Source organism: Nostoc sp. DedSLP04, assembly GCF_034530775.1.
In the GTDB taxonomy this organism is placed as follows: Bacteria; Cyanobacteriota; Cyanobacteriia; order Cyanobacteriales; family Nostocaceae; genus Nostoc.
Map to the genome: position 1 here is coordinate 61,853 of NZ_JAVRCL010000012.1, position 12,687 is coordinate 74,539.

Here is a 12,687-nt window from a genome sequence, read left to right on the forward strand (position 1 = left end):
AAGAATTGAAAGTTAAGGATTTAGTCTTGGTTGTGGTTAGGAAATACAATGCGAAATGTCCGATGAACTAGGGTTGTAGAAATAGAGAATAAGGAAAAGCCGATAAGTGGATGGAAGACTGCTAAAGGAAAAGAAGTCTTCAAGTGAATTGTGAGAAATTGCAGTCCCAACAACACTGGAATACTTGCAGTAAGGTTCTGGACTCTTGAAGGAAACGGCATCAGAAAGACCCATATCAACAAAATTAGCGAGAGTCCGCTATATCCTCGCACGAGCCAGATATGTAGGTTCCACCAATCAGAGTTGTAAAAGTAAGCCAGTCCAACACTGAATACTTGGATTGCTAAACAGAGATTAAAAAACACTACTGCGATAAAAAAACTAATTTGAATCCAGCGCCCGGATATCTGTGTATCATCAATCCCAGGATTTAGAGTCATGGTTAAGTAATCCCAAAAAAAGCAAATAAATTAGTCATTGGTCATTAGTCATTGATAAAGAGTTTTTTGGTACATACCTCGCAAGAGAGTGCCCAAAAAAACTAATGACAAGTGACAAATGACAAATGACAAATGACTAAAGCTAAGATAAGTCTGGTTGCTATACTGCGCCTAGACCTCGAAAGGGTACAATTTGCCAATCATGATTGCCTTACAAGCTCTGTTTCATGCAATTGCTCAAGCTAAAGATGAAGAGACATTGCGATCGCACATACGCACCGAAATGAGTGAATATTTTTCAGCTACACGATGTGGGCTGTTTTTCTTTGCTCAAATTCCTCTAGCTAACAGCAAGCTCCAAAAAGCAGTGGAAACCGCATTATCACCCCAACACAACCCAGTTGCACGCTACTTGCTAGAACATCATGCCCCTGTTCATGAAGCTTTAGTAGTAGAACCTAAGACGTGGAGGTTGATTTGTCCTCGTGCCGATCACTGGCACGTTATGGCAGGGCCAATTGTCAACAATGGTCAGTTAGTAGGCGCGGTAGGTTTTACTCGTCAGCAAGGAATGCCTGCATTTGATTCACAAAATCTTACAGATTTGAGTGCGCTTTGTTTGCATATTTCTACTTGGGTGGCAATGGTGCGGCAATATCCACTAATATTACAGACAGAGCGTTTAACGCCTCGTGAAATGCAAATTGCTGACTTGGTGGCTCAAGGACAAACCAATGCAGAAATTAGTGCTGAACTTTGGATTACTGAAAACTCTGTCAAGCAAGCCTTAAAAAGGATGTTTCGCAAGCTTGAAGTTTCATCTCGAACTCAGATGGTTGCAAAGCTTTCCACAGTTTCAAAATAAATAACCTTTTATTGGCCTCATTAATCCTGGATTTCTCTGCTTATGTCACTGGAGAAAGGCAAGGGGCAGGAGGCAGGAGGTTTTAGAAAAGAATTTTCTCTGGAGGCAAAATGGCCTGAGAGCAACTAAATTTATTTATGAAAAATAAAAAAATATGTATTTTATTAACTGGATACAAGAAATACAGCTTCCTTCTTAAATTGCCGTTCGGCTGAGGCTCATGTGGAAGTCTAAATTTATTTATGGGGATTCCTTCAGCATAGCTGCTCCTTAACCTGCCCCCTGATAACCATGTCTAGCAAAATTCAAGTGATACGTTATCAGGGGTGTATTTTCTGGCTTAAGCATCCACTTATGCGGAAATTTTCTCCATCTGCTGAGAAACTTTCTGTAACATCGGGGTAATTATATCGGCAGGCACAGGACAACTGAAGTAATAACCCTGACCTTCATCACATCCTTGCATTTTCAGGTAGTCAAGCTGTTCTTGGGTTTCCACACCCTCTGCTGTGATGTTCAACCGCAGGCTTTTTGCCAGGGCAATAATCGCATTCGTGACGGCAGCACTATCAGGATTAGACGTGACATCTTGTACAAATGACCGATCGATCTTGAGCATATTCACGGGAAAGCGCTTCAAGTAGTTGAGGGAGGAATAACCAGTACCGAAGTCATCTAGAGCCAAGCATATACCCAGTTCTCGTAATTGTTTTAAGGTTTTAATCGATCGCTCCATATCACCCATCAAGAAGCTTTCTGTCACTTCCAATTCCAGGTAAGATACTTGGAGTCCAGTTTCCTCAAGAATTTGACTGACGATCTCAACCAGATTCGGTAGTTCAAACTGTCGGGCTGACAGATTTACAGATATCCGAATTGGGTTAAATCCAGCAAGCTGCCAAGCACGGTTTTGGGCACAAGCAGTTCGCAAGACCCATTCACCAATTGGTAGGATCAAACCATTGGCTTCAGCAATGGGAATAAACTTTGTTGGAGAAACCAAACCTAATGTAGGATGCTGCCAGCGAACCAACGCTTCCATAGCTGTAATTTGTCCGCTGTGTAAATCAATCAGAGGTTGATAATAAACCAGCATTTCATTGCGCTCAAGCGCTCCACGTAATTCATTTTCTAAAGTTATTCGCTCCTGTAACTGAGCATTAATCTCCGGGGAATAGAATTGGTATTTGCTACGCCCTTGCTGCTTCGCTTGGTACAGTGCGATATGAGCCTGTTGCAAAAGTTGATCTACGCTATTACGCTCATTTATGCCATTAATTGTGATGCCGATGCTGACGGTGATATGAATCAAATTACCCTGTATAGAAAAGGGTTTGCTCAGGGTACTTAACAGCATCTGAGATAGCTTAATCACACTTTCAAAAGAAACAATGTCTATGCGGGCAATGGCAAATTCATCTCCACTCAAATGGGCAAGAATATCTGTTTGTGTCATACAGAGTGATAACCTCTGAGCGACTGCTCTTAACAACAAATTTGTTGTTTCATGCTCCAAACCATGACTCATAGCAGTGAAATCATCAATAGCTAGTAAAAAGATTGCTACAAAGCGCTGGTTATTTTCAGGTTGAGATAGAGTCTGATGGAGGCGATCGCGAAATAAATCGCGATTGGGCAATCCAGTTAGATCGTCATAATTACTGATGTAATGAATTAATTCATCTAATTTGTAAAGAGTTTGTGAAGTATCCGCCATCAATGTACCGGCTTCATCAGCAAAATCTGTGGGCAATTCAGATAAGGTTTTGGTGTTTAGATAATTTTGCAATGCCGCAGATGTCAAAATAACTGGTTTGAGCAGGTGGTGTAGTGCGTAGAGAGTGGCGGCTGTACCCGCTAAAGTAGCCAACAGAGCAATAAGCATCACTCGAATCGCCATCTCCAAGGAATAGGAGTTTGAGATAACGAAACTCAAGAGTAAGCTTAAAAGTGGTATGTGAGTACCCAAAAATGCCACCAACATGATTTTAGCGGTGTAACTTTTTTTGAGTAATGGAAAACTATCTAGAAACGAGTATAGATTGAGCTTGTGATTGAGCTGCATAAATTCTGTTTGATAGTTGGTAAATTAGTTCCGCGCTATTTTGGCAAAAAGTATTTTTGATTTACAATTCAGTGCGATTAGCTCTCATGGAACCCAACCCTGATAAGGTTATATATTATGCTTCCCAATCTAGGTTTCTATTTATATGTTTAACCATAAAGTTTATGTAAAACTTATCCATCAACAATTTCACAATAAATACGCACATCATTTTTATTTTTATTAGTTTTTCTTCCGGTGAGGTAATAATAAAAAATATATAAATTCGATTTTGTTAGTAAAAAATTATTTTTTATAACTAATGGCAGAGACACAGAAAATGCAAAGAGAGTAAAAAGATATTTTCACAAATGATTTTGGATTGCTATATTTTGTAAGGGCACAGCAAAGCTGTGCCCTTACGGCATGGTTATTTATCTAAAAATTGCTGTAAAGACGCAACAGATTATTTATTGCTAGAGCCTGAAAAGAGCCGATTTGTAACTTGCTCTAACACCTTTAATGCTGTTAATGAACCTCGAATCAACCGAGTAGCGGCAAAAGGTTGTCGAAGCATGGCGATCGCTAACGGAAAAGGGTTTAGAGAGCCATCAGAGTTAATTGCTGGTGTGAGATCGGGGATATTATGCTGACAATCGTCGCTAACTACTCGCAGCATTGCCACAGACACCCCAGCCGCATTGAAAAATTCTAAAGCGGTAAATCCTTCCATATCAACAACATCAGCCGCCAAAGTCTTACCCAAATGGCGTTTTTCGGCAGCAGACCAAATCACGCGATCGCTTGTCAGTGACTTGACCAAAGATACTTTTTCTGATAGGGAAGAGTGCAATTGTGCTGTAAAAGTGCGATCGCATTCTTGCTGCTTCCCCTGATAAATACAATTTTGATACAGCACAAGATCGCCAACTGTATAGCGATCGCTCAAGCTACCACATATACCCATAATTAGCACTCTGGATTTTGGAGTCAGAAATTGTGCTTGTTGTAGGTATTTGAGTAAAGGCTTCATCCCAACAGGTATGGCTACTATTGTTGGGATAGAGGCAGTAATGCCGCTTAATCCGCGACACACAGCTTTATATTCTGCTCCTTGAGGCACCAAAATTGTGTTAATGGGCAAAAGATTAGGCACTAGTCTCGATAGTTTCAAGTTTTAACGGTCAATTAATGTTTGAAGTAGACGGGCGTGGCGCGATTCTTCTTTGTGACAATAAGTAATATTACCGTTTAGTAGTAACCAAAATTCGCAAACCGAAGATGATTGCTGTAGCATGACTAAATAATTGTGTCATCCACACGATAATTTTCAAAGATGGTAAAGCTTCATAACTCCAAATCCGCACGAGAACTCTTCAATATTTCCAAATTGGCGATTCAATTTTCGTGGCTGACGGTGAGTTTTTGGATTGCCGTAACGGTAGCTGGAGTTCTAGCTTTCAGTTCCCTTAAGTATGCCTTGTTTCCAGATATTACCTTTCCAGTGGTGGTTGTAAATGCTACAGCTCCTCTGACAACTGCCCTGGATACAGAAGCGAAGCTCACTAAACCCCTAGAAGAACGCCTCCGCTCCCTAGAAGGACTGGAGAATATCCGCTCATCAACCTATCCTAGTCAAACAGCTGTTGCCCTTTCTTTTGCGGTTGGGACGAATTTAGAAACATCGACCAAAAAGGTTGAAACTGCCCTGAAGCAGTTGACTCTACCTCAAGGAGCGACTTCTAAAATTATTCCCCTAAATCTAAACGAGTCAGCCGCCATTAGTTATGCCATAGAGAGTCCTACACGGAATCTCAAAGATTTGACGAAGTTGGCGCAAGATGAGATTGTCAGTGCGATCGCTAAATTACCAGGAGTATTAAAAGTCTCACTACTAGGCGCTGCGACGGCAACTCCTCCGATAAATCCAGCGAATGCGAATGCAACAGTCCCCCAAGGTGGGGCGACATTAGTCCGGTTTAACGGTCAAGATGCACTCGCATTTCAGGTAATCAAACGCGGTAATGCTAATACTTTGGAAGTAGTGAGTCGGGTTGAGAAAGAAGTTCAAAGGCTACGTACCCTCAAAGATGTCAAACTCACCTTAGCTGCCACCCAAGCAGAATATATCCGCCAAGCCACCCAGTCAACAATCGATGCTTTATTGGAAGCAGTTTTGTTATCGATAGTGGTAATTTTTCCTTTTTTGTGGAATTGGCGGGCAACTCTAATCTCTGCCTTGGCGATTCCTACATCTTTATTGGCGACGTTTATCGTCATGGCGATTTTCGGCTTCAACCTGGAAACAATCACCCTGCTGGCTTTAGCTTTAGTGATTGGTAGTATTGTTGATGATGCGATCGTCGATGTGGAAAACATCATGCGACACGTTGACGATGGGGAAACTCCTCGCCAAGCAGCGCTTTTAGCGACAAATGAGATTGGGTTGACAGTTACCGCCGCCACTTTGACAGCAGTAGCAGTTTTTCTACCCATAGGTTTAATGGGTGGGGTAATCGGTCAGTTCTTCAAGCCTTTCGGCATAACTGTTTCAGCCGCGATGCTGGCTTCTATGCTAGTTGCTCGGACTTTATCTCCAGTTCTGGCTATCTACTGGCTCAAACCTAAATCCTCACTCTCTCCACGTCGAGAAGCAAAAATCTGGGTGGCGTTTACCCAATCTTACAGAAATTTGCTCAGTTGGTCTTTAAATCACCGCAAGATAGTTATCGGGTTAGCTGCACTCAGTTTCATCGCAGGTATAGCACTGATTCCACTAATTCCCAAAGGATTTATTCCCAAACTCGATCGCGGCGAATTTAATATTGCTTATACGGCTCCTTTGCCGAGTATTCCTAGTGGAGGAGAGGGGCAGGGGAGCAGCACTTCGGCTACGCTCAGTGACCGGGGAGCAGGGGAGCAGGGGGGCAGAGGGGCAGGGGAAGAAGGGATAAATCCCAGTCCCCAATCCCCAGTCCCCAGCCCCCAATCCCCAATCCCCAACCCTTTAAATGATTCTCTTGAGGTTGCGAAGAAATTAGAAAATGTAGTCAGAAAATCACCAGCAGTTGAAACAGTATTTACCACCGTTGGTTCTCGTGAGGGTGAACCAAATAAAGGGACACTATATGTAAAGTTAAAGGAAAACCGCACAATTACAACTGCGGAATTACAAGACCAGTTGCGCTCCTCCTTACCTGTTCTTTCTGGGGTAACTACTAGTGTTGAAGATATTCAATTTGTCGATTCTGGCGGTCAAAAACCCCTGCAAATAGCATTACAAGGTGATAATCTCCAAGCTTTGAGCAAAGCAGTCAAAGCAATTAAAGAAAGAATTCAAAGGCTACCGGGATTCGTTGATGTCACAGTTACAGGTGAAACGAATCCACAGGGCACGGTTTTTCAGATCGAGCGTCTGAATAATCAGCGGGTGGCCTACATCAGTGCTAATCTTGGCAAGGATCTGTCTTTGGGTGATGCCACTGACAAAGTGGTAGCTGAAGCAAACGCGGTGTTACCCTCTAATGTTTCTTTAAATTTAGGAGGAGACTCTGCTAACCAAAATAAGGTTTTTAGCAGTTTCGGCAGTACTTTAGCTCTATCTGCCCTATGTATTGTTGTGGTACTAATTTTACTATTCAAAAGCTGGGTAGACCCTTTAGTTATTGGTGTCTCTTTGCCTTTAGCACTAGTGGGGGCGATGTTGGCGCTACTAATTACCAAGAGCGACTTTGGTATGATCTCATTGATCGGTTTCGTCTTTTTGCTGGGGCTGGCAAATAAAAATGCTATTTTGCTTGTAGATTATATCAACCAGTTACGCAATGCTGGCTTAAACCGTACAGAGGCGATTCTCAACACCGGACTAGTGCGCCTCAGACCAATTATGATGACCACGGCCTCCACTATTTTAGGGATGCTGCCGATCGCATTGGGTTTGGGTGCTGGTTCCGAATTGCGATCGCCGATGGCTGTAGCGATCGCAGGTGGACTAGTAACTTCAACTATTCTCAGTTTGATTGTTGTGCCAGTAGTCTACACCATTTTGGATGATTGGTTTCCCCGGTTTAAGAAGAGGGGGAGCAGCAAAGCAGAGGAGCAGGGGGCAAGTTGATGCAGGTTTTTGTCACGGGGGGGACGGGTTTTATTGGCGCTCATTTGGTACGGTTGCTCCTACAAGAAGGATATGCCGTCAAAGCACTGGTACGCTCAACCAGCAATTTGGAGAATCTACGCGGTTTGGATGTGGAAATTGTCAAAGGCGATTTGAACGATCCAAATCTCTGGCAACAGATGGGAGGTTGTCAATATCTATTTCATGTAGCAGCTCATTATTCCCTCTGGCAGACAGACCGAGAATTACTCCACCGTTACAATGTCCTGGGTACGCGCAATGTGTTGGCAGCAGCTCGCAAAGCTAATATTGAGCGCACCGTCTACACCAGTTCAGTGGCAGCGATTGGGGTAGGATCGTCAGGGGAAGTTGTGGATGAAACACATCAGAGTCCCTTAGAAAAGTTGGTGGGTGACTATAAAAAGTCTAAGTTTTTGGCTGAACAAGAAGCGATGCAAGCCGTTGCTACAGGTCAGGAAGTAGTTATTGTCAATCCCAGCAGTCCGATTGGCTCGTTGGATATCAAACCTACCCCGACGGGTGATATAATCTTGCGGTTTTTACGACGGCAAATGCCCTTTTACTTGGATACTGGTCTAAATTTTATCGACGTGCGGGATGTGGCATGGGGGCATTTACTGGCTTTGCAAAGGGGTAAATCTGGCGATCGCTATATCTTAGGTCATCAAAACCTCAGTCTCAAGCAACTACTCGAACAACTCGCCGATATCACAGGTCTGAGCGCACCTCAACAAACAGTACCCGCTTGGTTGCCCCTCAGTGTTGCCTGGGTTGATGAAAAGATTCTCGCACCACTGGGTAAATCGCCCTCAGTACCATTGGATGGCGTTCGGATGGCAAAACAACCTATGTATTACAATGCTTCCAAGGCTGTACGAGAATTGGGTCTACCCCAATCTTCGCTAAATGCCGCACTCAAAGATTCTGTGGATTGGTTTGTTGCTCAAGGATATGTCAACCCCTCTGGGAAATTCAAAATTCAAAATTCACGCATTCAAAACTGAAGACCCCACAGATAAATCTTGGGGTTGAGAAAGTGGTGCATTTATCTTTAAAAGAGGAGCGATCGCAACAATGGCAGTTAATCTACAACAAGCTATGGATATTGGGAAGTATCTTGTTACACAGCGTTTGAAAGGACGCAAACGCTTCCCCTTAGTATTAATGTTGGAACCTCTTTTTCGGTGTAATCTCGCTTGTACTGGTTGTGGTAAAATCCAACATCCAAAGGAAATTTTAAAGCAAAATCTCACCCCAGAACAGTGTTTTGCGGCTGTGGAAGAGTGTGGCGCACCAGTTGTCTCAATTCCTGGTGGAGAACCTCTGCTACACCCCCAGATTGATGAGATTGTCCAGGGATTAATTGAGCGCAAGAAATATATTTACTTGTGTACCAATGGTTTGTTGTTAGAAAAGAGCCTGGATAAGTTTCAACCTTCTCCTTACCTCACTTTCAGCGTACATTTAGATGGAATGCGGGAATTACACGATCGCTGCGTCGATCGTAAAGGTGTTTTTGATATTGCTGTTAAAGCCATTCGCGCCGCTAAAGCTAAAGGCTTTCGTGTTACAACTAACACCACTATCTTTGAAGGTACTGAACCTAAAGATATGCAAGAGTTTTTCAACTTTCTGGAAACACTAAATACTGACGGGATGATGATTTCTCCCGGTTACAGTTACGAGTGGGCACCAGATCAAGATCATTTTCTCCACCGCGAACAAACCCGCGCCCTCTTCCGAGAAATTCTGGCTCCTTACAAAAGTGGTGAAAAAAACTGGAACTTCAATCACAATCCGTTGTTCCTAGATTTTCTCACTGGCGAGAAGGACTACGAATGCACGCCTTGGGGTAGCCCTAGTTATAGCGTTCTCGGTTGGCAAAAACCTTGCTATCTGCTAAACGAAGGTTATTACTCTACCTTTAAGGAACTACTCGCACAAACTGACTGGAGTCAATACGGCCAGAAGAGTGGTAATCCTAAATGTGCCGATTGTATGGTTCATTGTGGCTACGAACCCACCGCCGCAATGGATGCAATGCAGCCGCAAAATATGGCGCGTGCCCTTAGCAGTGTGTTTGGTAGGAATTAAAAAGTAGTAAATACTACATATTAAAGGGTGCTATACTTGCGCACCCTTTAAGGATTCTGATTGCCCGAAAATGTGTATAATAACATACAATATTTCAAGGAAAATGCTTATTTAGAGATATTGCGATCGCTCCCTCAGCCAAATTAGCCGAAATGCATCAGGAAAAATACTCATGCCATTTGTATCTGTTCGCGATCTGCAAATGTATTATGAGATTCGTGGCACTGGTCAACGCCTGCTCAGTATTAGTGGTACTGGAGTAGATTTGCAGCGATCGCCGACTATTTTTGACTCACCATTAGCCCCACACTTTGAAATCTTAGCCTACGATCAGCGCGGTCTGGGTCAAACCTCAAAACCTGATATTCCTTACACCATAGCAGATTACGCCGCCGATGCAGACTCTTTGTTAAATGCAGTCGGGTGGGAGAACGCTCATGTCATCGGAATTTCCTTTGGGGGTATGGTAGCCCAAGAGTTGGCACTGCGCTATCCACACCGCGTTAAACGTCTTGTTTTGGCCTGTACCAGTAGTGGCGGTGCTGGTGGGTCGTCATATCCACTACATGAACTCGCGAACCTTCCTACTGAAGAACTAGCTCATCGGCAAATCACAATTGCTGATACCCGTTGGCAAGAGGAAGCTTGGCTCTCTAGCCGAACTACACAATTTCAGGAATTAGTGAAGCTGACACTAGCAGTTTTTCAAGCGGGTACAGACCAACCAAGTCGTGAAGTTGGGCGTCGTCGCCAGCTTGAGGCTCGTGCTGCTCACGATACATATAATCGACTTTCTCAACTGCATATTCCTGTCTATATCTGCGGCGGTCATCACGATGGCATATCTCCTCCTGCCAATCTTGAGGCAATGCACAAACAGATACCAGGTTCGTATTTAGAGTTCTTTAAGGGTGGTCACGGCTTTCTTTACCAAGACTTCCAAGCATTCAAGCGCGTTATTGCCTTTCTCCAAAATAAATTTGAGTAATTTTACATAAGACATATCAGACATAACTACAAAGTTACAGTAACTACAACACCTATTGCCCTCCCACAAGAGCAGCGCTCGGCTCGTAAACTAAACATAGACCAAAATATGAAGTTATGTAAACAAATTTCACAAACATAACAATAATTTGTAATAAATAATGATACGGCAGCATTGTATAAAGAGAACTTGGAAGTAAAAAACAACATCTTAATCAGGTTTTCCAGTCGTTCATAGAAGTTTGAAGTTTTTTAACAAAAGTTTTAATCTGAAAGCCTGGAGATCGTAAACTTATTTCTGGGATGTCTGTTTTAAACCTTTCGTAACTCGTCAGGCAGTGCTGACATCAAAAATCAACTGAACCACTCAGTTTTGAGTCCAATTATTCTTAACCAAGCAAAGTAGGAGATTTAACGCAATGGTTTTAGATGCATTTGCAAAAGTAGTTTCCCAAGCTGATACACGTGGGGAATATCTCTCCGATGCACAATTGGATGCGTTGAGCGAACTAGTCAAAGATGGTAACAAGCGTACAGATGCCGTTAACCGGATTACCAGCAATGCATCTGCTCTTGTTGCTGCTGCCGCTCGTGATTTGTGGGCAGAACAACCCCAATTGATCACTCCTGGTGGTAATGCTTACACCAGCCGTCGCGCTGCTGCTTGCATTAGAGACTTGGACATCATTCTTCGCTATATCACCTACGCTATCTTTGCTGGCGATTCCAGCGTGCTAGATGACCGTGCCCTCAATGGTTTGCGGGAAACCTATTTAGCATTGGGAACCCCAGGAGCTTCAGTTGCTGTTGGTATTCAAAAGCTGAAACAAGCTTCTTTGGCCATTGTCAACGATACCAACAACATCACCAGAGGAGATTGCAGCGCTCTGTCATCTGAAATAGCTAGCTATTTCGATCGTGCTGCTGCTGCTGTGGCTTAAGCCAAGCATTGCTGATGTTGACTAAATAATTGTCCATAGGACAAAACAAAATTTCAACCATAAAGTTTGTAAAAGGGAGATAGCAAAATGTCAAAAACACCTCTAACTGAAGCAATTGCATCGGCTGATTCTCAAGGACGCTACCTCAGCAGCACCGAAATTCAAGTTGCTTTTGGTCGCTTCCGTCAAGCTCCAGCTAGCTTACAAGCAGCAAAAGCTTTAAGCGCCAATGCTCAACGCTTGACTGAAGGTGCTGCTCAAGCGGTGTATAACAAGTACCCTTACACCACTCAACAACAAGGGCCCAACTTCGCGGCTGATGCACGCGGCAAGAGCAAGTGTGTACGTGATGTCGGCTACTACTTGCGGATTATCACATACGCTTTAGTTGTTGGTGGCACAGGCCCCTTGGATGACTTCTTGATTTCTGGCTTGGCTGAAATCAACCGGACTTTTGATCTGTCTCCTAGCTGGTACATTGAAGCTCTCAAGTACATCAAAGCTAACCACGGTCTAAGCGGCGATCCAGGTGTTGAAGCAAATTCCTACATCGACTATGTAATCAATACTCTAAGCTAGAGTGTTTCTTTAGCCCGGAGAGGAAATCAGCTCTTATGACAAGTAAGTTCTATGAGTTGTTTATCTCTCCGGGCAGTTTTTTAAGAAAAACTAGCAGAAAACCCTGGAGAAAGAGGAACGTAGTTCTGTATTTTTTGCTTTAGAACAGGGATGAAAGCTGCCGACGTAGCACGGTATTTGCTACAAATTTGGGAAAGTTCACAACCCAGTGCCTCTTTTAAGCTACCGTCAATTGGCACAATATTTTTGTCAGTACAAGATTTAAACACCTACCCTCGGACTGGGGGAAAGTATACGCCCGAAATAACGTAAGGAGATATCACTACGCCCTAGTGGCAGATGTGGTGAGGCAGCGAGCGCAATCTTCTACCTTCTCTTAGGAGACGCTACGTGTTGGCGGAACGTTCCGTAAGGAAGGAAAGATGCTAGTGCAACGTTAGCGAGTCCGCGCCCCCTACAGGGAAGGAAGCTACGCGTAGTGTCTGACAGAGAACTTCTGAAGGTTTTTCTCTCCCATGAGGGACTGCCAAACTGATAAGGTGAGCCTGGGAACCTGTGGAAACAGGATATTAAGGCAGCTATGTCTTAAAAATCACCTGATT

At 43.5% G+C, this 12,687-nt stretch carries 10 protein-coding genes; 7 read left to right on the plus strand and 3 right to left on the minus strand.

The window, feature by feature from the left end:
* Positions 1–20 precede the first annotated feature (20 nt).
* Positions 21–440 carry a DUF6220 domain-containing protein gene (locus RMX89_RS09670; RefSeq protein ID WP_322673562.1) on the minus strand — a complete coding sequence of 140 codons (420 nt, stop codon included), beginning with the start codon at positions 438–440 and terminating at the stop codon, positions 21–23.
* A 202-nt stretch (positions 441–642) separates the two neighbouring features.
* On the opposite strand from RMX89_RS09670, the gene RMX89_RS09675 reads away from it, so the two are divergent.
* On the plus strand, positions 643–1,305 hold the full coding sequence (locus RMX89_RS09675; RefSeq protein ID WP_322688774.1) for a LuxR C-terminal-related transcriptional regulator: 663 nt from the start codon (positions 643–645) through the stop codon (positions 1,303–1,305).
* A gap of 352 nt (positions 1,306–1,657) precedes the next feature.
* On the opposite strand, the gene RMX89_RS09680 is transcribed toward RMX89_RS09675, so the two are convergent.
* Positions 1,658–3,370 (minus strand): bifunctional diguanylate cyclase/phosphodiesterase, encoded by a 1,713-nt coding sequence (locus RMX89_RS09680; RefSeq protein WP_322688775.1) that lies wholly within the window; start codon positions 3,368–3,370, stop codon positions 1,658–1,660.
* A 445-nt stretch (positions 3,371–3,815) separates the two neighbouring features.
* Positions 3,816–4,505, minus strand: a complete 690-nt coding sequence (locus tag RMX89_RS09685) for a phosphorylase (protein ID WP_322688776.1) — start codon at positions 4,503–4,505, stop codon at positions 3,816–3,818.
* Positions 4,506–4,685: 180 nt separating this feature from the next.
* Here RMX89_RS09685 and RMX89_RS09690 point away from each other — a divergent pair, with 180 nt between their 5' ends.
* From RMX89_RS09690 to cpcA, 6 genes are all read left to right on the plus strand, one after another.
* Entirely contained in the window at positions 4,686–7,463 is a 2,778-nt protein-coding gene (locus RMX89_RS09690) for an efflux RND transporter permease subunit (RefSeq protein WP_322688777.1), read from the plus strand.
* Positions 7,463–8,488, plus strand: coding sequence for a hopanoid-associated sugar epimerase (gene hpnA / locus RMX89_RS09695; protein ID WP_322688778.1), 1,026 nt, complete (start codon positions 7,463–7,465; stop codon positions 8,486–8,488). The genes RMX89_RS09690 and hpnA overlap by 1 nt, the downstream gene beginning before the upstream one ends.
* A 70-nt stretch (positions 8,489–8,558) precedes the next feature.
* Complete coding sequence (gene hpnH / locus RMX89_RS09700) at positions 8,559–9,578, plus strand: adenosyl-hopene transferase HpnH (protein ID WP_322673568.1); 1,020 nt, start codon at positions 8,559–8,561, stop codon at positions 9,576–9,578.
* A gap of 172 nt (positions 9,579–9,750) precedes the next feature.
* Positions 9,751–10,566 carry an alpha/beta hydrolase gene (locus RMX89_RS09705; protein ID WP_322688779.1) on the plus strand — a complete coding sequence of 272 codons (816 nt, stop codon included), beginning with the start codon at positions 9,751–9,753 and terminating at the stop codon, positions 10,564–10,566.
* A gap of 418 nt (positions 10,567–10,984) precedes the next feature.
* Positions 10,985–11,506 carry a phycocyanin subunit beta gene (locus RMX89_RS09710; RefSeq protein ID WP_322673570.1) on the plus strand — a complete coding sequence of 174 codons (522 nt, stop codon included), beginning with the start codon at positions 10,985–10,987 and terminating at the stop codon, positions 11,504–11,506.
* A gap of 87 nt (positions 11,507–11,593) precedes the next feature.
* The gene (gene cpcA / locus RMX89_RS09715) at positions 11,594–12,085 is read left to right on the plus strand and encodes a phycocyanin subunit alpha (RefSeq protein ID WP_322673571.1); all 492 of its coding nucleotides are present in this window, start codon (positions 11,594–11,596) and stop codon (positions 12,083–12,085) included.
* Positions 12,086–12,687: the final 602 nt, after the last annotated feature.